The organism is Chloroflexota bacterium (genome assembly GCA_026389585.1).
Classification (GTDB): domain Bacteria; phylum Chloroflexota; class Dehalococcoidia; order UBA2247; family RBG-13-53-26; genus JAPLHP01.
This window is the reverse complement of the sequence record JAPLHP010000034.1, coordinates 1-18488: the sequence shown is the minus strand read 5'-3', so window position 1 is coordinate 18488 and position 18488 is coordinate 1. Positions and strand designations below refer to the sequence as shown.

Genomic DNA, 18488 nt, shown 5'->3' with positions numbered 1-18488 from the left:
ATCATGGCTGATGATTGCCCTTAGCTGGCTCCCGTGAGGCAACCTGCCTCACTTACCTGCGCCTCAGGTGCGCCTGGCAGGGGCACAAGCCTCACCTGAAGACCCTGTGGCAAAGCTGGAGAGAACCCTTCGAGGGTGTTCGCTGCCACAGACGGGACACTTTATGTCACTGTCGCTCTCATCTGCACCGCGGCGTAGTTCAAACCTGTGGCCACATCTGGAGCACTCGTATTCGTAAATAGGCATCCTCTTCCTCCTTCATCTCCTCAGCATTTTCACAGCCGAACCGATGGCTCCGGCAAGTTCTTCAGGCTTCTGTGAGCCGATCAGTATCCTTTTGCCACTGGAGAGCTCTAACTGCACCCCGCGATTGCCGCTGATGTTATAAGCCTTGCCCTTTGCCCCGTAACGAATGCCCCAACCGCCATACTCCTTGAGAGGCCTGTAGGTTATAGCTTCGTAAGCCTTCAGATCTTCCAGCGATATCTTCTGGAAAGAGAGATGCAGCGGGAAGAACCTGAAGTACAGGCCGTCACTGGTGACCTGCGTCGTCAGGGTAATCCTGTAGAAGAAAATGGGGAAGCCGAGTCCAAAGATAAGTCCGATGATGACCACAAAGATATCCGGGGCGGGGTTATTGCCAAAGGGTTTGTCCAGGATCAACTGCTGTACGACACTGTATATGCTCACGGAGGAAATGCCCAGCAACAGAACCCACAGCCACACCTGGCGGAAGTGCTGCACCTCACGGTAGAGCAGATCGGTGCGGTACTTGTTCATCATAGCGGCCTCCGGGGACCTTCCCCATGGCAACCCCGGACTCCTGATCCTCATTTGTTATTATATCTCTTTTCTTGCCTCTCATGCCTGTTCATATCGTTCGGCATTTCGTCGCCGCACCACCATAAGGTGTAGGCATCCTGCAAGGTTCAGGTTCAAAATCATCCTGGAGGACTTTCCTCACTAAACCTGGAGCCAAGGATGAAGACAATGCCAGCCAGCGCAGCTACGCTGAGAACCGAGGCGTAGAAGGTCCCGGTAACATCTATGAGGAAACCAAAGAGCACAGGCATAGCGAGGGGACCGACATTGCCCAGTGCCGAGGTAAGCCCAACGACACTGCCGGCAGTAGCCGAGAGACGCTGGTGCTTGGTGGGCATGGCCAGGCTGATGGTAAGCACGCCGATAGTGCTGAACCCCGCCAGAAAGAGGCACAGGAGCACTAGAGGAAAAGGAGCATAGTTTATGCCCACAATGGATATGGCAGCCACGATCCCCGAGACAGCGACGATCAACCTGGTATTACTGAACCTGTCTGAGATGAGGCCAACGATTGGCCCGGCCAGAAAGAATCCCAGGGGAAGAATAGTAGCCAGCGACTCCTTGAGCCCCTTCATCTCCAGCACCTTTGGCATCCAGGTAGCCAGCGTATCGTAGCTGCCCATAGATGCCATCATGAAAAGCAATAGCACCCAGACATACTTGTCCTTGATAATCCTGGCGAAGCTGTCAAGCCGCAAGCTGGATTCACCCTTCGCTGTGCTTCTGGCAAAGACCAGCCACAGCAGGCATATCGCTGCTGCCAGTCCACTGTAAACAAGGAGCACCTCTCTCCACTCCAGTACCTTGAGCAACTGCGGCGTCAGCCCCAGGGCAGTGGCATTGCCGGCAGCGAAACCCGAAACGTAGATGCCCGTGGAGAGTCCCGGCCTCCCGGGTGACCACTCCTTCACAATGAGCGGCAGGCAAGGGAGCACCATGGCCAGGGTCGTCCCCAGAAGAAACTGGCTCAGCAGGAGAATCACATATCCCGGCGCGAATGCCCTCAGCACAGCAAAGCCCGCCGTGAGGGGTAAGGCTATACGGAAAGCATTGAGATAGCCGATTCTATCGCCTACCAGGCCCCAGGGTATTCTGAAGATGACCAGACTGATCATCGCTGCCGAGAAGACGAGACCGAAACCGGCATGGGACAGGTGCATCTCCTCCATAACGACGTCGACCATCGGTGCGGTGGAGAAGAGCAGGAGGTGCAGCATGAAGGCAATGGCAAACGAGAAAGCGACCATCACCAGGCCATATCTGCTCTTGCTCTCAGTTGCGCCCGGGGTCACTTCATTCATCGGACAAAGCACCGCACTAATCAGTGAAAACTTAGGGTAGCAGAGAACCGCAGGGAAAGCCAACCATCGTCGTTGTTCCCTGAAGGCAGTGCCTTGGCATGGAAAATGGAGGAGGGTATCAGGAATACAGGAAATTCACGGTAGGCGCTGGCATCTACGAAGCTACCGGACCCCTTGGTGATCAGCGTCCGACCTGATTCTGGCGTACTCGGCAGCAATGCCCAGCGCTTTGACGGCCAGATCCAGGTCGAGATAAGTCGGCAATCCCAGCGCTTGCAACTGCCGTGCCGACTCCTCCATTACAGCCAGATCAATTCCATAGCCAAAGACGGTCACCGGCTTGGAGATATTTGCTATTTGCGGCGCCAGACGTCTGAAGACGTCTACAATCAACGGCCCCAGGTGGCACACAATCGTCGCACAGTCTACGTTGTCATCGGCAAGCACTGGCGGCACCACTTCCTCATAGATGGTAAAGGGCTTGTCCCGGACAGCCATGAGAGGACCTACATCAACCGGATTGTTGACTAACCTGGGGGACAGCCTCTCCAGTTGCGTCACTGTGCTGGCCCCGAAAATGGCCGGGGTTAACCCGGCCTCTATTGCCGCATCAAGCGATATGACGCCTGCCCCGCCGGTGGCAGTGATAATAGCGATCCGGTTGCCCCCGGGCAATGGCTGCAGGGACAGGGCTTTGGGTACTTCCCAGAACTCCCGCCAGCTATTAAGTCTGATAACCCCCGCCTGCTTAAAGGCACTCTCATGAACCTGATCATCTCCGGCGAGTGCGCCAGTGTGAGAGGCTGCGGCTCTCGCCCCTGCCTCGCTCCGGCCCGTTTTGAAAATGAGCACCGGCTTCCGGGCAGCGGCCCTCCGCGCCACATCCATGAACTTCCGGCCATCCTTCACATCCTCCAGATGCATCGCGATCACGTTTGTCCCGGGGTCATCTGCCAGATAGGGGAGGAGGTCAACCTCGTTGATGTCGCACTTGTTGCCGAAGTCGCACACCTTGCTGATCGGACAGGCCTTGTCTCTAATGGGATGTACCCCGAAGGTGAGGAGGCCGGTCTGACTGGAATAGCCTATGCCTCCGCTCGGGGGCTTGTTGCGGCCATAGGGATAGGGCTCAGTCACCAGATCGTTGCTGGTGTTGAGAATGCCCAGTGTATTCGGCCCCAGGAGACGCATCCCGGTACGGCGGGCCACCTCTACCAGTTGCCGCTGAAGCCTGGCCCCGTCCTGTCCGGCCTCAGCAAAACCCTCAGTCTCAACGATGACAGCCTTTATTCCCTTCCGGCCGCATTGCTCAATCAATGCCAGTACCGTTGCCGGAGGCGTGACCACAACAGCCAGGTCAACAGGATCATTCACATCATTGACACCTGGATAGGCTCTCATACCCAAAACCGACTCATTCGAACGGCTGATGGGGTAGATCCTGCCGGAGAAGCCAAAATCTACCATGTTCCGTATGACGGTGTGGCCCTCACCATAGCCTTCCCTCATTGAACCAATAACAGCAACACCGCGAGGCTCAAAAAGGGGGCTAAGGTCACTATACTGTGATTTCATCTATTTTGTATCGAACATCTCGTCGCCACTCTTGAATCCCAGGCTTGGATGGCAGTCGAAACGCACTGCTCCGACGGGTACTTTGTTGCCAATAGCCTGGACTATCCTGGCCAGGCCAACATGTCCAAAACCGCCGCAGAGTTCGATAGCCACGGCTCCCTGCTTAACCAGATCCTGTGCTGTCTGGGCCGCCTGCTGGTAGTCCTTCACCCCCACCACTGTGAGATCAAAGAGGGCACTCTTGGAGATGACTGCCCGATGTTCCCTGGGATCACCGTCCGGTACCAGGTAGATGAATGCTAACTGAATTTTGGCCATAGCCTACCTCCTTTGTGAAACAAATGTTTAACAGTAATATACATGGACGCATGGAGCGGGCGCAACACGGAGCGGGCGCTTAGTTGCAGAAACAGGCACTATATGCTTTGTAATGTCAGCTGCACATCATTCTGCCAAATCCGTGGATTCTCACAGTGGGTGTCATCCTTCCGCAGAAGGACGACCTGACCGTGTCATTCCCGCGCAAGCGGGAATGACACCCATTCTCCCCCCCCTGGCGGGAGGGAGCTAGAGGGAGGGAGAAACATCACCCTCACCCCAGTCCTCTCCCATCAAAGGGAGAGGGAATTGCAGATATCCCCACCTGGATTACCACTTGCGTGGATTTGGGGTCGGATTTCTATCCTTCTTTTTCTTCTTTTTCGAATACGGTTTTCCAGCAGATGGCTGCCACGACAGCACCGACGATGGGAGCGACGATGAAGAGCCACAGTTGGCTAAGCGCCTCTCCTCCAACAAGAACCGCAGGCCCAAAACTCCTGGCCGGATTGACAGACGTTCCCGTTATAGGAATTCCCACCAGATGGATAAGAGTCAGCGCTAGCCCGATCGATATCCCCGCAAATCCGCCGGGCGCTGCCTTGTGGGTCGAGCCAAATATCACGAAAAGGAATATCCCAGTGAACACAGCCTCAAAGATGAAACCCGCGGCAAGAGAATACCCTGCGGGGGAATTAGACCCATAACCATTCTGACCCAGACCATCGTCAAGGGAGTAACCGGGCAGGCCGTGGGCAATGGCCAGGAGCACCGCCGCAGCAATGATAGCCCCAACGCACTGGAAGATGATGTAGAAGGCGGCATCCTTGGACTTGATCTTGCCGGCCACCCACATTGCCACCGTAATTGCTGGATTGATGTGGCACCCCGATATCCTCCCAATAGTGTAGACCATGATCAGCACGGTCAAACCAAACGCCAATGCTATGCCGAGTTTCCCTATGTAGTCACCGGCAATCACCGCGCTCCCGCACCCACCGAGGACTAAGACGAAGGTCCCGATCAACTCAGCCAGGTACTTCTTCATAACCTTGCTCCCTCCTTCTTTATATTTTCAGCCCTCAAGAGGGCTGTCTCCCGAATTGTAAGGTCTCGCTCACTCCAGAACCGCTTCGGGAAACCAGGACACCCCGCAGTGTCCTGTCATCAAGCGACACCAGGGTTTTTGTGAGATTATATCACGTTATGCAAGGGTGCTATAATTCACCACAGGCACAGTTGACAGCCCTGCAAGGTCCGCCTGAAGGTACAAGCGACTGAAAGCCGTGAAGATGCAGAACAAAGCCCCAAGGGGGTGCAGCGTGGAGGTAGAGCGATGATGAATCAATGCCCGGGCGCTGCCGGCATTCGCATGCCCAGGCTGGAGATAAGGGACTGCCCCAGATGTGGTGAGGAAATTGAGGTCTTCTCCAACGAGGCCAGCGCAAAGTGCCTCAAGTGTGGCTTGGCGATCTATAACGATCTGGTATCGTGCGTCGAGTGGTGTGAGTACGCCAAGGAATGTGTTGGGGAGAAGACCTACAAGAGGATAATACAGGAGCTAACGCAAAGGAAGAAGGCTGATCAGTAATATCAAAAAAAGAAGAGGGGTGGGTTTCGTTTCCTCCGCCCACCCCACCGCGCGCCTTTGATTGCCTCTCCTGAACTAAGACAGGTCTTTCTTGATCTGCTCGAACTCTTCCCGGCTGATCTCGCCGCGGGCATAGCGGTTCTTGGCAATATCCAGCGGACCACCTTCCCGGCTACCTGGCCCACAACCCCTGCCCCTGGCCATTCTGCTGATCCCCCAGATCACCAGGGCAACAATTCCTCCCCAGAATAGCAGCATAAATACTCCGCCAACTACCGGCCACCAGCCGATACCTTCATGCCCACCGCACCACATGTTTCGCCTCCTTGTTCCCAAGACTGTGCTCTTACACGCACCCAAATCCTGGACGTTTCTAACTACCGTTATTATGGCCGCACCAGGGAAGCATTTCCGTAACTTAAGTCACATCAAGAAGTGGGGGCCCCGCTCCAGCAAATGGTTCCCACCAGCACGCTGGCCGGGCATAAAAATAGTTAGAGGCCTTCAGGGGATGCCATTCTTGAGGCAATAGCGGTTGAGGTAGTCGGGCAGTACCCTCTCCATCTCCTCCGGGGTGAAGTCGCTGGCGCGGATGTAGTCCCGGGCCTGGGCTATTACGTCGGAGGCATTGGCCAACCTGACATACTTCTTGAATCTGTCTTCGTGTTGCACTCCGACGGCCTCGGCCAGAAGGCTGATGTAGTTGCGGACCTCAAAGGGATACTGGCGTTCGAGGGGGGCAAAGCTCTGCTGGCAGCCGGTGCAGAGAGTAGCCATGACTCCGGCACCGCTGGCCCTGGCCTCGTTCATGGGTGCCCGGCGCATCGGTCCGCTTATCTCCGGACGCGCAGTGTTGGTGTAGCCTCCGCAGCAGAGGGCATCCGCCCGGTTGTGGGCCATCTCCACAAGGGTAATGCCTGGAATAGCTTGGAGAAGCCGCCGCGTTAGATCGAATGTCCCCAGGCGGGCCACATGGCAGCTATCGTGCACCGTGACCACCCTGTCCACTTTATGCTTGAGAGGGATTTTGTCCAGGTTGTCCAGCAGGAACTGGGCCAGCTCATAAGACTGAAAGGGAACAGCGCCGAACCGGGGCAGTGTGCCCAGGCACATCACATAGCAGCCGCTGCAGAAAAACACCGCCTTCTTGGGACGAAAGGCGGCAATGGCCGAGACAAGCTCCTGTCCCATGCTCTGGGCAGCCTTCAGATCGCCCCACAGCGTATGGGCCATCCCGCAGCAAAGCTCGCCGCCGGCAAGGGTGACAAAGTCTGTCCCCATGCTGTCCAGGATGTCCATGGCTTCCAGCAGGTTGTGGGGGATGCCCAGCGGAGCGCATCCGGTGAAGAGGACCACTTCTGCAGGCTCAGGGTTGGGTGGCGGCTTTCTCATCCAGCGCACCTCTGAAGGCTTAACCTGAAGGGCAGAAAAGACGCTGGCAAAGTTGTAGCGGTGTCCGGGCAGATGCTGGTAGGTGAGCGCCGGGAGTTTCATTCCGGCGCTGGCCAGTCTGGCGGCTGCCGGTATGAAACCCAGATAATAGGGCATGAGCCCTTCAGGGCATGCCTTGGCACACAGCCCGCAACCGCGGTTACAACTGAAGACGACTTCGTAGGCCGACTCGGATGGCTCACCACCCTTGAGCAGATCGGTCACCTTTTCCATGGCAGCCTTCGGCCCTATATGGGCCGCCTTCGTCAGAGGAAAGACGGGGCAGGCCTCCAGGCACAATCCGCAGTTGGTGCACCTCTCCGCAAATTGCCTTCCCTTGTATTCGAAGTAACCGTTCAGGTCACTGTACTTTGCTGCCATCGCTCACCGCCCTTATAGAGAATCACGGATATCCCCGGTCACTTTATTATACGGCACTCGCCGGGCCTTTTCTCCGCTTTTGGCTGCAGGGCGTCGCGCTTCTCCGGAAGGATGGCTCATGGTTGATAGCTCATAGTAGAGATTGCTTCGTCGCTGCACTCCTCGCAATGACACGGGGACAGGAATCTACCTGTTCTCCCTCCCCGGGCGGGTGGGAGGTAGAGGGAGGGGGAAACGTCACCCTCACCCTAGCCCTCTCCCATCAAAGGGAGAGGGAATGACACAGTGGGCAATATGTTACCCTGACTCTTATGCAATATGTCACCCTGATATTTATGTGCTTTGTCACCCTGAGCGAAGGCGAAGGGTCTCCCTTCAGTAGGGACAGAGTCCACTAATCCCCGGCTCCAGGCTGCGGAAGGATGACACCCACATGAAGGGAAGGATGGTACCCACACAGGCAGGTCTAAAGACCTGCGCTACATTTGTGCTGCCCACAGACCGTGGGGGGCCCCACCTGGATTCCCGTTTCCACGGGAATGACATGGTGTGGGGCGGTTCTCGAACCGCCCCCGCGTTATTCTCTGAGGAGGATATCACGCGCGCCGGAAACGGCGGATAGAATTCAGGGATTGCCTTTCAGGGCTGATATCATGCCTTCGCCGGCAGACGGAGGACAAAATTGGCAAACTCCCCCCGCTCCTCCCACCCCAGCTTGCTGTAGAAGCCCCTCCTGTATGAGTCGCGACTGCGGCGGTTCACCAGCATCAGACGGGTGCAGCCGCGTTTCATTGCCTGTGCCGTCACTGCCGCGAGCAGCCTGGTGCCAATCCCTTTTCCCCGCGCTGATTCACTGACGAACAACTCCGAGATGTAGCCCTCGGAACCCGGCAGCATCAGGTACGGCAGCCAGTGGACAGCCGCATACCCCACGACTACACTGCCCCGGTCTTCAGCCACAAGCACCGTATGGCTCTTATCGGCATGACACAGGTTGATCTGCCTGGTAATACGCCGCTCTGTGTCCGTCGGGGTCTCCTCATTCATATAGGTGAACCAGCCCAGCCCACGCAGGATAACGGCTATCGCCTTCACGTCTCCGGACTTTGCCTGGCGGATGTTGATCTCAGTGCCATCTGACATCTTGTCCTCCAATCACCATGGCTGTCTCAGCCACTGGTCTGGGATTTGCCTCCGGCAGTTGGGGGGCCGGTCGCGCCAAGCCAATAATAACAGAGTATGGCTCCATATATCAACTGCTGCATCCCTGCCATAGTGCGGGGTGTCTAACTCACGGATTAAGGAGGAGAACTTCACCTGATTCACAGATTGCAGTGTCATTGCGAGGCACAATGTGCCGAAGCAATCCCAAGGAAGAGGACTTCTCTTGATTATGCATGGCGTGATCTCTCTGCGTATAATAACGGAAACTGGGACGGTACCATATCGGTGTCATCCCAAGGCTGGTGAAAGGAGAACTGGTGAAAATGGGTAAACTTGCTGGAAAAGTAGCTCTGATCACAGGAGCTGGGTCGGGAATTGGGCGCGCTACCGCACTCCTTTTTGCCAAAGAGGGAGCCAGGATCGTGGTGGATGATATTGTGACTCAAGGGGGAAACGAGACAGTCAGAATGATCAAAGAGGCCGCCGGTCAGGCCGTCTTTGTCGAAGCAGATGTGTCCAAGTCGCCCGACGTGCAGAAGATGGTCAGGCTGACTCTCGCCACCTATGGACAGCTTGACATCCTGTTTAACAATGCCGGCGTCATGGGCAAGTACATTATGACTGCTGACACGCCGGAGGAAGTGTGGGACAACATCATCGCCACGAATCTGAGGGGGGTATTCCTGGGTTCGAAGTACGCCATCCCCATAATGCTCAGCCAGGGCGGCGGCATCATAGTCAACACCGCTTCCTCCGCGGGCATGATCGGTCTGCCCGGTTTGCCAGCCTATTGCACCTCCAAGGCAGGGGTCATACAGCTAACCAAGACCATGGCCCTGGAGTATGCCGACAAAAACATCAGGATCAACTGCATTTGCCCCGGTGGCATAACAACGCCACTGTCCGCTGGCTTTGATTCAAACAATCCCCCGCCGTTCAAACAGGCGCAGGCCATGAGAAGGTTCGGCCAGCCTGAGGAAGTGGCCAGGGTAGCGCTCTACCTGGCTTGTGATGACTCCTCTTTCGTCACCGGCACATCCATAGTGATTGACGGCGGTTGGACAGCCGGCATACCGAAAGCCAGGGCCAAGAAGCAAGAATAGCCGTAGGGCACTCCCGTTTGGAGCAGATCAGAGTGCGGGTAGATCGTCACTGCCTGCGGCTGCAGATTACTGTGGCGATGCGAATGCATACGCCGAGGTGCTCCACTGACAAAATCGCTGAACAGTGCACCCCGACATTTTCCCTGGACAACGACGCAGCGGTGCCCTCTGGAACTCCACGCTGTACTGACCAGTACCTTTCTGAAACCATGCACATTATGTCCCCATCTACCAACCATCAACCTTTCCCCAAAAGTCATGCTCGTGCATAGTAAACTTGACAGGCCTATGCAGGGCATGTTTCAATCCTATCACGATATGCGTGCTGCGACATAATATTCACTCGCGAGCGGCATTGAACCAGACTTAATGAAAGCAGGAAGGCAAGAGAGAGAAATCGAGACACGGAAGGCTACGGCCCTCCATTAGCGGAGAAGAGCAGCCTGCCAACCAAATGGCTGGCAGTCGGTCTTGATGTCCTTAGAAAGAGGGGGACATGCGAAGAGTTTTTAGTTGCGAGCCTCTACTTGGGAGGAGATTCAAGACGGTCGGCGAGTACCTTGATGAGTGCTGCTTGATGAATGCCAGCACTGATGATGGTTGCCCCGGGTGGCTACGGTGCCGTGCGTGGTGGGACAAACGCTGCAGTAGAGATTGCGGCGACCTCACGGCAGCCAAAATGACAGCCATCATCAAGGAATTTGACGAGGCGCGAGAGGAGTGGCTGAAGGAGCCGCTATTCACATCATCGCACCGCCGGCTGTTGTCCACTCGCTAGGACAGAGCCTCCAGTTTCACCTGACATCTTGTCAGAGGCATGGTAGAGGAGAAGAAGCCAATAGAGGAACCAAGTCTCTTCACCCCTTTGCACCTGTGGAAACCGGTAGTATAATCTCTCCAGGGGGTGGGGAATAATGTGTGCAGGATGCAGTGCAGCAGGTGCCATTATAGGCATCGTAGTTGTGGTATTCACAGTCCTTCTCCTGACAAGCGTGCTGTAGGAGCGGTTGAGCCCGCCTCCTTGGTGCTGTTTGCCCTTATCCCAATGGGGATTTATAGAACTTCAGGCTGCTCTCAATAATTGACACCATCTGCCCTATCATGATACTGTCCGTGGCGAAGATGATCGGAGGCAGGTAACAGTTCCTACGGCATTAACGTACAGAAGGAGGGTAGCATGACAGACGAATGCGAACACAAGCACCATCACCATCACAGTCCAGGTGGAGCGCCTGTCGCAGGGGGTTTCTGGTTTGCCGGCTGGCTATTCACCATCGCTTATGCGAATCTGGTATGGTGGAAAATCATACTTGGATTGGTGGTCTGGCCGTACTACCTGGGTAAGGCATTAGGGTAGGAACGCCCCTGATGGATTACTGGATAGCAGTACTTGCCTTTCTATCTATTCCGCTGTTCTTTGGCTCGATGCTCTATCTGTTCATCAAAGAGGATACCTCAGATAACGATGAATCCGATATAGCTTGACCCAATAGCGTCTTGTAGAACTTCAGGCTGCTCTCACCCGGTGAGTACAGGGCTTGAGTAGAAGTCCTGCGGCAAACGACAGCCGGTTGAGGATGCTTCGCCTCAGGGCATCGGCTGTTAATATGACTCGGTATCCTTTTCCAGAATCACAAAATCAATAGAGAGACTGGTCTCCACAGAGAGTCCGAGCTCCACTGTTGCATGTGATAGGGTAGCCTTGTATGACCATCCCTGGTCACTCTCTCCATTAAGAAACTCCTCAAGCTGTCTTGCCGGTGTATGCTCACTATCGTATGGCGGGTGCAATATTTGACTGCCGGATACTACCTTGTACTTCTGCTTCATTGTTCCCTCCATTCCAGTTTTTGCAGCCATGGCAGAAGAAATATACCATATCGCCTGAGCAAATTCACTGCCGGGGAATCCCCCTCTTTCTATCCAAGCTGAGGTTGGGTGGTATAATTGCCTTGACGCGGAGCAGGCCATGCCAAGGTCGCAAGGGAGGTGGATAAATGGACCCAGTTGAGGGATTGAATATCCGGGGAATGACTGAGAGAGACCTCGCAGGTATAGATGAAGTAGGCCAGAGAATCACAGGAAGAGAATGGGCGGGGGCCGGGGGTAAGAGAGCCAGCAGAAAGCCCCGGTGAACGACTGGCCGAATGGAGGTGAACAAGTCCAATGCCCTTCCTGAAAGCCAATGATATCAGCGTTTACTACGAGGTCCGGGGAGATGGTGAGCCTCTGCTTCTGTTGATGGGGTTGGGTGGTGGTTCCAGCATGTGGTGGCAGCAGATGGCTCTCTTTTCTCGCAGGTACAGGGTAGTCTCATTCGACAACAGAGGAGTAGGCCGAACTGATCAGCCGGATACGGTCTACACCATGGATATGCTGGTGCACGATGCGCTGGGAGTGCTCAATGGCCTGGGTATGGCTGCGGCACATGTATACGGCCTTTCTATGGGTGGCATGATCGCACAGGAGCTTGCCCTCTGCTATCCCAATGCAGTGAGCAGTCTGGTCCTGGGAGCCACGTCCTGCGGCGGAATTCATTCCGCGGTAGCGCCCCAGGAGACCGTCAGCCAACTGTTTAACCTGCTCAATCTTCCGCCCGCGGAGATGGTGAGAGTCTCAGCAGCGCTGACTTTCAGTGACTCGTTTGTAGAGAATCACCCCGATCTAGTCCGGGAGTGGCTGATAAAAGGGGCAGAGTCTCCACCTTCACTGCATGGGTTTAAGAGACAGACAGAGGCGATCGCCAGCTTCGACACCTACGACAGGTTGCCGCAGATCAAGGTCCCCACGCTGGTAATAGCGGGGACGGGTGACAAGACACTCCCTGTGGAGAACTCCCGAATTCTGGCGTCGAGGATACCCAATGCTGAGCTGGTCCTCGTGGAAGGCGCTGGACACGGCTATGTGTGGGAGGCTGCTGATAAAGCCAATCGTGTTGTCCTTGACTTCCTCGGGCGGCAGCAGAGCCAGCCTTCAAGAGCTTTGACATGAAGATGGGGTACTTCTCTACTTATTGAGGTCGGACAGAGTCCCTACAGGATGACCCGACGCTTGGTATTTCTCGCAATCCGAAGGTCTGGTCTAGAGAGGACGTCCCAAGACCCGCTCTTCTGGAGTGCCCATGCACGCCGCATCATGTCATTGCGAGGAGTCCTTCTGCAGAAGGACGACGAAGCAATCTCGGCCATAACTGCGAGATTCTTCGCTTCGCTCAGAATGACACAGTGGGCTACATGTCACCCTGGTGTTTATACGGTTTGTCACCCCGGTATTCATGCGGTTTGTCACCCTGAGCGAAGGCGAAGGGTCTCTTCCCATAAAGCGAATGAGGCCTATTCGTGCAACCAGTCACCAGTCCCAGTCCCCAGTCATCAGTCATCAGTCATCAGTCCCCATAAAGCCAATAACGCCTATTCCTGCAACTAAGCCCTCGGCATGGGAACTGTTGCGGGGTGCACCTGCTCTTAGCTGCCCTGATTATATCCTCAGAGTATGTTTCGCTGGTTATGGTAAGCAGGCAAAACCCTTGACAGCCTTAGAATTATACGGTAGCATAGCTGCCAAACAGAGGATTGAGGGAAATAGTCCCCTACGATTATTGAAGAAAGGAGGGACAGGCCATGAGCAGGGAATCTCAGGAAAGTGAAGCCAGATTCTTTCAGAGATTCAAGGAGGCAATGGCCAGAAGCAAGGCTCTGGTCAGGAATTGCCTCGCTTGAAAGTCCTGAAAGGGAAAGTAGTTGCCAGTTTGGCAACAGAGGATTGCTGAATGCAGGGTACCCCGTTTGATTTCTTTGTTCAGTTCCATCTGACAGAGAAGTGTAATCTGGTCTGTCGGCACTGCTACCAATCGGGAGCAGTGCCGGAGATGAACTATGAGGAAATCTGCGGGGCGATCAGCAGCATACGGACAACAGTCGAAGGCTGGGCGGTAGCTTATGACATGAACATATCGCCCGGCCTTCATTTTACCGGCGGCGAGCCGCTGCTGCGCGACGACCTGTTTGCAGTGCTGGGCTATGCATCTGGATGCGGGTTCGCCATATCGCTGATGAGCAACGGGACTCTCATAGGCCCCCGAGGAGCCCGGCAACTGAAAAGGGCGCAGGTGGCTGATGTGCAGATTAGCCTTGATGGACTCGAGGCCACACATGATAGCTTGAGAGGACAGGGGTCTTATCAGCGTGCCCTGGAAGGTATCCAGAACCTGGTGGGTGAGGGTGTTGAGACTAATATCAACCTCACTGTTTCCAGGCTCAACATGGCCGAGGCTGGTGAACTGGTCCATGTGGCTGAGGAACTGGGGGTGAGTGGCATCGCCTTTTCGCGGCTGGTCCCTTCCGGCAGAGGGAAGGCGCTTATGGGTGAGGCATTGACCCGCGAGGAGGTAGCCCTCTTCTATGATGAATTGCGCCGGTACAGGAGCAGCAGCAAGATTAACGTTACCTCTCGCGACCCTCTGGCAGTTATTGCCGAAATGGATGGCGATATCCCTCAGACGGATATGCCGATGGGTGGTTGTGCTGCGGGCGTCTTCGGTGTGACCATCACCGCTGATGGTACGGTGATGCCCTGCCGGCGCATGGACTTGCCCATCGGGAATATCAAAAGGGACTCTTTCCGCAAGCTTTGGGCGGAATCGCCGGTGCTGTGGTCACTGAGGACGCGGGAGGACTATCGCGGCGGCTGCCACTCATGCCGCTACTGGCCGGTATGCCGGGGCTGCCGGGCGATAGCGCTGGCCTATGCGCGGGCTGAAGGCAGTGAAGACTACCTTGGTCCCGACCCCCAATGCCCTTATCATTAGCCACCATATTTAGCATCCCTCTTCTTGTAGTTCTATCCCCGTCATTGACATTCAACTCGGCTTCCGTTACGCTGGGAACATCGAAACTGGGTAGTTGAGGTTCACGATGTTTAGATCACCGCAAAGAGACCCGAACAGGATCAGACGTCAGAGAAGTGGGGCCAACACCTTCCGGCTCTTCATGATTGTGGCGTGGCTGGTTGTTGCTATCTTTATGACTGTACAAGCCTTTACTGGTGAGGAAGATAACTCGCGGCAATTCGATAGCTTCCTGGCTGTCGTCGCTTATGCCATGTTCGCCTTCCTTCTCTGGATCGAGGTGCGGCGGTGGAGGCGGGAAAAGCGGATAAAACAAGCACTCGCTGAGAAGGAGAAGAAGGGTACCTCTGGCCAACCATAGACAGACCGCTATTGCACTAGATACCGAAAGGCCCTAGAGCTTCAGTTTGCCTGAACTCTGTCATCTTGGCACTGTACTCCTGCAGTCTCTGCGGCGACATCTCGTCGGGCCACTCAGTGTCTATCTTATCAAAGGATTCCACTACTGCCAGGCTCTTGGAGGCCAGCGATATGACCCTGGAAGCACTGCCTTTACCCAGCTTGATCTTCCCGGTCATGAAGGCAGAAACAAAGCCTCTTTCCTTGGACTGCGGGGGTGTCAGCGGCAGAATGTCGACCGCTAAGGACGACCTGACGGCCAGTGCTCAGTCGCACGAATAGGCGTTGTTTGCTTTGTGAGGAGGAGACCCTTCGCTCAGGGTGACAACAAGTCGTTCGGGGTGACAAGCCGTGTAAAAGTCAGGGTGACAGCTTGCCATCGTGTCATTGCGAGCGAAGCGAAGCAATCTCTGCTATGAGCCATGAGCTATGAGCTATGAGCTATGAGCCATCAGCCATGAGCTACGATTGTGTCATTGCGAGCGAAGCGAAGCAATCTCTGCCATCAGCCATCAGCTATGAGCTACGATCGTGTCATTGCGAGCGAAGCGAAGCAATCTCTGCCATCAGCCATCAGCTATGAGCTACGATCGTGTCATTCTGAGCGAAGCGAAGAATCTCGATTGTTACGCTGACCTGTGCCACCAGGCACTGAGGATGCGCCAGCTGAGAGGACGTGACAAACAGACCCCCATGCATTCGCGATCGGGATTACCATACGCATGGTGTATAATGTAACATCGAATTGGGGTAAGGGAGGTAAAAGATGTCATTTGTGATAACGATATATGTGCCCACCGGCATAGTCATGGCTTCCGACAGCAGGCAGTCGATCACCATCGAGGGAAAGTCACCCGACGGGAAGCCTATGCCTAAGATAGAAACGGTCAGCTCCGACTTCGTTTACAAGACCTTCCTGCTGCCAACCCAGAGGGTGGGCATCAACACCTTTGGCGAATCCCTCCTGGGGAAGATAAACATAGAGAGCCACATCAAGAGATTTGCGGAGGAAGTCCTCGATGAAAGCGACGATGTAACCACCATCCCGCGCAATCTGATCGACTTCTTCAGACGGGATTTCCCCCAGGCAGACACGGCATTTCATGTGGCGGGCTTCAAGAGAACGGAGAGGAAGAGCATCCCTTATGTCTTCTTCTGTCACGTGGCGAAGGATACTATCCAGAGGCAGAATGTTTCCCCCAACACCGAGAATGTATTGTATGGCGCTACGTGGGGCGGGCAGGCGGACATCATCGCCTCGCTGGTGCAGCCAACCACGTCTCAGCCAAAGCCGCCTATCATCTGGGACGCCATGACCATCCAGGATGCCATTGACTTCGCCATCTATGCGGTGAGGACCACCATTGACACCATGCGCTTCCAGGCCAGGCCGAAGAACGTCGGCGGCCCGGTAGATGTCCTTTTGATCAGTCCCGACGAAAGGCCGCGCTGGATTCAGAGGAAGGAATTCAGGGGAGAGGGAACCCGGCCTGCATAGGCTCATTCCATATCGCAATGACCCACAGGACTGACATGACACCTGGTACAGAAAATGGGGCAGGTCCCCAGTCCCCAGTCCCCAGTCATCAGTCATCATAACAATCGAGATTCTTCGCTGCGCTCAGAATGACACGATCGCAGCTCATCCTTCTGCGGAAGGATGGCTCGTGGGCATAGAGGGCAGCTCACGAATCAGAGAGATGGCCCACGCCTTTCGTAGCATGCCTATCCACCTTCTCGGCCACTTCCCTGAAGTAGGGACCCTGTCCCTTGCCCCCGGTTCCCCACCGCGGACAGAGCTAAAGCTATGTCCCTACAGCGGAAGGATGGCAGTCATCAGTCCCAGTCCCAGTCATCAGTCATCAGTCATCAGTCCCAGATGAGTTCCCGACCTCGGACAGAGTCCCTACAGGATGACACGACGCTTGGTGTTTCTCGCAATCCGAAGGCCTGGTCTAGAGAGGGTGTCTCAAGACCCGCTCTTCTGGAGTGACCATGCACCCCGCATCATGTCATTCCCACGAACGTGGGAATCCAGGAGGGGATGGCTCTAATCCCCTCTCCCTGCGATGGGAGAGGGCTAGGGTGAGGGTGACGTTTCCCCCTCCCTCTAACTCCCTAGGATAGGGGATGCAATCAACACTGACCAGGAGCCTTTTGCACTTGCCATGGTGCTCTACGCACGGGTAGTGAACGCCAGGCGATAGCATAGCCTGGCGTTTTGCGATGTCATGGACACAAAGCAATACATCCCGTTCACCTTGGAGCGGGAGCTGGCTCAGTCTCGCCGATAGGGAGGCTGCTGTAGTCACCTCACCGATGATGTAGTGTAGCGGAGACTACACAGGACAGGCACTGCATCGGCCCGGAAAAGGTTTCTGTTCTGCAATGGCTGCAAGGCGCTCCTGCAAGGCATTCCTGGATGTTTGCCACGCTGGCCATAGTTTCAATGCTCTTGATAGGTCCTTCTTGAGGTCATCCCATATACTACTGCTCTCCCATAACCCGTGTCCGGCCCAGCCTTCTCTAGCAGAACGGCGCACCTTATCCGCACTGAACTCAAAGCCAGAGAGGGAGCAACCGGCCTGCAACTTGTGTTCCCACTGTGACTGTAGCAGTTCGAGAGTGAGCTTGAAGGAATCCAACTGCGGACTGGAAGCAACATCGGCGATCGCTAGGATCAGCAGCTCCGACGCCAGCAGGTAGAAAGCAGGCTGGTCTATTAATGCTATCTGTTCCCGGAAAAGGGCGTCCTGCCGCAACCTCTCCTCCCACACATTCGAATCTTTGGCCGTACTTGCTAGCAGGCCAACCACATGGCCTTGAAGCCCTTGCGTCCAGTGGAGGATGATCACCACCAACTCCGCAAAGTCGGAGCTCATCTCCCCGTAGAACTGCAATGCTGGGTCTCCGGTAAGGTGTCCCCGTAGTTCGCTAAAATGGGCATCTTTTTCTGCCAGAGCAACCCACTGCCCCCCTTCGGGCACCTGCTGGGAAGCATGGTCGCTCTGAGATTTCGTTTGAAGGTTTCCTAGCCCTCCTGACTTTTGCACTTCTTGGGCAAGGCGCAACAATCCGGAGGCGGAAAGGAATTGATCCATAACAGGAATGGACTTCTTCAAAACGTCCAATTGGCGTGCCTCGTCTAGCCAGCACTGAGTGAGCTTACGGAGGGTCTGTTGGTGGGGATGGTCTACCTGATCAGCTTTGTGAGCCTCATGCCTGATTTTGTATACCGTACTCTCGCAGAGCCCAACAGCACCGGCCACCGCTCCTACAGACAATCCCTCCTTAAGGCACTGAAGAACCTCGTGCTTCTGTTTGGGTGTTATGTTCTTGCGACGAATGCCCATTGTGTGCCACAACCCCTTGACAGAGCTATCGAAGCTAATTGTGCAACATCGCCTTAGATTTGTCCACTTGGTCCGTTCATTTGTGGAAATTGGTCAAGTGGCGTGAATCTGTAGGATAGAGGGTGTGAAGTATAAGAGAGCCCAGCCACAGCGTGCGGTGACGATGGAGGGCATACCTGCCCCCGACGCCGAGCAGCGCCTGGC

General features: G+C 55.3%; 21 protein-coding genes. 9 read left to right on the top strand and 12 right to left on the bottom strand.

What is annotated here, in order from left to right:
* Positions 1 to 63: 63 nt before the first annotated feature.
* The 6 genes from NTZ04_02880 to aqpZ all read right to left on the bottom strand — a co-directional run bounded on the left by NTZ04_02880 (position 64) and on the right by aqpZ (position 5064).
* A complete protein-coding gene (locus NTZ04_02880; GenBank protein MCX5991264.1) occupies positions 64 to 246 on the bottom strand; it encodes a zinc ribbon domain-containing protein in 183 nt (60 codons plus the stop codon).
* Between the two features lie 12 nt (positions 247 to 258).
* Positions 259 to 783, bottom strand: a complete 525-nt coding sequence (locus tag NTZ04_02875) for a DUF6141 family protein (GenBank protein ID MCX5991263.1) — start codon at positions 781 to 783, stop codon at positions 259 to 261.
* A 158-nt stretch (positions 784 to 941) separates the two neighbouring features.
* Positions 942 to 2123: an MFS transporter gene (locus NTZ04_02870; protein MCX5991262.1), complete on the bottom strand. Its 1182-nt coding sequence runs from the start codon at positions 2121 to 2123 to the stop codon at positions 942 to 944.
* Positions 2124 to 2285: 162 nt separating this feature from the next.
* Positions 2286 to 3698, bottom strand: coding sequence for a CoA-binding protein (locus NTZ04_02865; protein MCX5991261.1), 1413 nt, complete (start codon positions 3696 to 3698; stop codon positions 2286 to 2288).
* On the bottom strand, positions 3699 to 4016 hold the full coding sequence (locus tag NTZ04_02860) for a DUF6506 family protein (protein MCX5991260.1): 318 nt from the start codon (positions 4014 to 4016) through the stop codon (positions 3699 to 3701).
* Between the two features lie 361 nt (positions 4017 to 4377).
* On the bottom strand, positions 4378 to 5064 hold the full coding sequence (gene aqpZ, locus NTZ04_02855; protein MCX5991259.1) for an aquaporin Z: 687 nt from the start codon (positions 5062 to 5064) through the stop codon (positions 4378 to 4380).
* 288 nt (positions 5065 to 5352) lie between these two features.
* Between aqpZ and NTZ04_02850 the strand changes: the two genes are divergently transcribed.
* Positions 5353 to 5607, top strand: a complete 255-nt coding sequence (locus NTZ04_02850; protein ID MCX5991258.1) for a hypothetical protein — start codon at positions 5353 to 5355, stop codon at positions 5605 to 5607.
* Positions 5608 to 5682: 75 nt separating this feature from the next.
* On the opposite strand, the gene NTZ04_02845 is transcribed toward NTZ04_02850, so the two are convergent.
* The 3 genes from NTZ04_02845 to NTZ04_02835 form a co-directional block, all read right to left on the bottom strand.
* Positions 5683 to 5922 carry an SHOCT domain-containing protein gene (locus NTZ04_02845; protein ID MCX5991257.1) on the bottom strand — a complete coding sequence of 80 codons (240 nt, stop codon included), beginning with the start codon at positions 5920 to 5922 and terminating at the stop codon, positions 5683 to 5685.
* A gap of 189 nt (positions 5923 to 6111) precedes the next feature.
* A complete protein-coding gene (locus NTZ04_02840) occupies positions 6112 to 7419 on the bottom strand; it encodes a (Fe-S)-binding protein (protein ID MCX5991256.1) in 1308 nt (435 codons plus the stop codon).
* Between the two features lie 651 nt (positions 7420 to 8070).
* On the bottom strand, positions 8071 to 8562 hold the full coding sequence (locus tag NTZ04_02835; GenBank protein MCX5991255.1) for a GNAT family N-acetyltransferase: 492 nt from the start codon (positions 8560 to 8562) through the stop codon (positions 8071 to 8073).
* A 344-nt stretch (positions 8563 to 8906) separates the two neighbouring features.
* On the opposite strand from NTZ04_02835, the gene NTZ04_02830 reads away from it, so the two are divergent.
* The 3 genes from NTZ04_02830 (at position 8907) to NTZ04_02820 (ending at position 11043) form a co-directional block, all read left to right on the top strand.
* On the top strand, positions 8907 to 9686 hold the full coding sequence (locus NTZ04_02830; protein MCX5991254.1) for a glucose 1-dehydrogenase: 780 nt from the start codon (positions 8907 to 8909) through the stop codon (positions 9684 to 9686).
* Positions 9687 to 10182: 496 nt separating this feature from the next.
* Positions 10183 to 10464, top strand: coding sequence for a hypothetical protein (locus tag NTZ04_02825; protein ID MCX5991253.1), 282 nt, complete (start codon positions 10183 to 10185; stop codon positions 10462 to 10464).
* Between the two features lie 399 nt (positions 10465 to 10863).
* Positions 10864 to 11043, top strand: coding sequence for a hypothetical protein (locus NTZ04_02820; protein ID MCX5991252.1), 180 nt, complete (start codon positions 10864 to 10866; stop codon positions 11041 to 11043).
* Between the two features lie 245 nt (positions 11044 to 11288).
* Here the strand turns inward: NTZ04_02820 and NTZ04_02815 are convergent, their stop codons facing one another.
* Positions 11289 to 11516 (bottom strand): hypothetical protein, encoded by a 228-nt coding sequence (locus NTZ04_02815; GenBank protein MCX5991251.1) that lies wholly within the window; start codon positions 11514 to 11516, stop codon positions 11289 to 11291.
* A gap of 167 nt (positions 11517 to 11683) precedes the next feature.
* On the opposite strand from NTZ04_02815, the gene NTZ04_02810 reads away from it, so the two are divergent.
* From NTZ04_02810 to NTZ04_02795, 4 genes are all read left to right on the top strand, one after another.
* Positions 11684 to 11821: a hypothetical protein gene (locus NTZ04_02810; GenBank protein MCX5991250.1), complete on the top strand. Its 138-nt coding sequence runs from the start codon at positions 11684 to 11686 to the stop codon at positions 11819 to 11821.
* A 31-nt stretch (positions 11822 to 11852) separates the two neighbouring features.
* A complete protein-coding gene (locus NTZ04_02805; protein ID MCX5991249.1) occupies positions 11853 to 12677 on the top strand; it encodes an alpha/beta fold hydrolase in 825 nt (274 codons plus the stop codon).
* Positions 12678 to 13455: 778 nt separating this feature from the next.
* Entirely contained in the window at positions 13456 to 14493 is a 1038-nt protein-coding gene (locus NTZ04_02800) for a radical SAM protein (GenBank protein MCX5991248.1), read from the top strand.
* A gap of 106 nt (positions 14494 to 14599) precedes the next feature.
* A complete protein-coding gene (locus NTZ04_02795) occupies positions 14600 to 14893 on the top strand; it encodes a hypothetical protein (protein ID MCX5991247.1) in 294 nt (97 codons plus the stop codon).
* Positions 14894 to 14909: 16 nt separating this feature from the next.
* On the opposite strand, the gene NTZ04_02790 is transcribed toward NTZ04_02795, so the two are convergent.
* Complete coding sequence (locus NTZ04_02790) at positions 14910 to 15110, bottom strand: hypothetical protein (GenBank protein MCX5991246.1); 201 nt, start codon at positions 15108 to 15110, stop codon at positions 14910 to 14912.
* A gap of 587 nt (positions 15111 to 15697) precedes the next feature.
* Here NTZ04_02790 and NTZ04_02785 point away from each other — a divergent pair.
* Entirely contained in the window at positions 15698 to 16429 is a 732-nt protein-coding gene (locus NTZ04_02785) for a hypothetical protein (GenBank protein ID MCX5991245.1), read from the top strand.
* Between the two features lie 841 nt (positions 16430 to 17270).
* Here the strand turns inward: NTZ04_02785 and NTZ04_02780 are convergent.
* Positions 17271 to 18284: a hypothetical protein gene (locus NTZ04_02780; protein ID MCX5991244.1), complete on the bottom strand. Its 1014-nt coding sequence runs from the start codon at positions 18282 to 18284 to the stop codon at positions 17271 to 17273.
* Positions 18285 to 18488: the final 204 nt, after the last annotated feature.

Bases quoted from the DNA above. Each gene is read 5' to 3' on its own strand.
- NTZ04_02880 (MCX5991264.1), bottom strand. From the start codon at position 246: ATGCCTATTTACGAATACGAGTGCTCCAGATGTGGCCACAGGTTTGAA.
- NTZ04_02875 (MCX5991263.1), bottom strand. From the start codon at position 783: ATGATGAACAAGTACCGCACCGATCTGCTCTACCGTGAGGTGCAGCAC.
- NTZ04_02870 (MCX5991262.1), bottom strand. From the start codon at position 2,123: ATGAATGAAGTGACCCCGGGCGCAACTGAGAGCAAGAGCAGATATGGC.
- NTZ04_02865 (MCX5991261.1), bottom strand. From the start codon at position 3,698: ATGAAATCACAGTATAGTGACCTTAGCCCCCTTTTTGAGCCTCGCGGT.
- NTZ04_02860 (MCX5991260.1), bottom strand. From the start codon at position 4,016: ATGGCCAAAATTCAGTTAGCATTCATCTACCTGGTACCGGACGGTGAT.
- aqpZ (MCX5991259.1), bottom strand. From the start codon at position 5,064: ATGAAGAAGTACCTGGCTGAGTTGATCGGGACCTTCGTCTTAGTCCTC.
- NTZ04_02850 (MCX5991258.1), top strand. From the start codon at position 5,353: ATGATGAATCAATGCCCGGGCGCTGCCGGCATTCGCATGCCCAGGCTG.
- NTZ04_02845 (MCX5991257.1), bottom strand. From the start codon at position 5,922: ATGTGGTGCGGTGGGCATGAAGGTATCGGCTGGTGGCCGGTAGTTGGC.
- NTZ04_02840 (MCX5991256.1), bottom strand. From the start codon at position 7,419: ATGGCAGCAAAGTACAGTGACCTGAACGGTTACTTCGAATACAAGGGA.
- NTZ04_02835 (MCX5991255.1), bottom strand. From the start codon at position 8,562: ATGTCAGATGGCACTGAGATCAACATCCGCCAGGCAAAGTCCGGAGAC.
- NTZ04_02830 (MCX5991254.1), top strand. From the start codon at position 8,907: ATGGGTAAACTTGCTGGAAAAGTAGCTCTGATCACAGGAGCTGGGTCG.
- NTZ04_02825 (MCX5991253.1), top strand. From the start codon at position 10,183: ATGCGAAGAGTTTTTAGTTGCGAGCCTCTACTTGGGAGGAGATTCAAG.
- NTZ04_02820 (MCX5991252.1), top strand. From the start codon at position 10,864: ATGACAGACGAATGCGAACACAAGCACCATCACCATCACAGTCCAGGT.
- NTZ04_02815 (MCX5991251.1), bottom strand. From the start codon at position 11,516: ATGAAGCAGAAGTACAAGGTAGTATCCGGCAGTCAAATATTGCACCCG.
- NTZ04_02810 (MCX5991250.1), top strand. From the start codon at position 11,684: ATGGACCCAGTTGAGGGATTGAATATCCGGGGAATGACTGAGAGAGAC.
- NTZ04_02805 (MCX5991249.1), top strand. From the start codon at position 11,853: ATGCCCTTCCTGAAAGCCAATGATATCAGCGTTTACTACGAGGTCCGG.
- NTZ04_02800 (MCX5991248.1), top strand. From the start codon at position 13,456: ATGCAGGGTACCCCGTTTGATTTCTTTGTTCAGTTCCATCTGACAGAG.
- NTZ04_02795 (MCX5991247.1), top strand. From the start codon at position 14,600: ATGTTTAGATCACCGCAAAGAGACCCGAACAGGATCAGACGTCAGAGA.
- NTZ04_02790 (MCX5991246.1), bottom strand. From the start codon at position 15,110: ATGACCGGGAAGATCAAGCTGGGTAAAGGCAGTGCTTCCAGGGTCATA.
- NTZ04_02785 (MCX5991245.1), top strand. From the start codon at position 15,698: ATGTCATTTGTGATAACGATATATGTGCCCACCGGCATAGTCATGGCT.
- NTZ04_02780 (MCX5991244.1), bottom strand. From the start codon at position 18,284: ATGGGCATTCGTCGCAAGAACATAACACCCAAACAGAAGCACGAGGTT.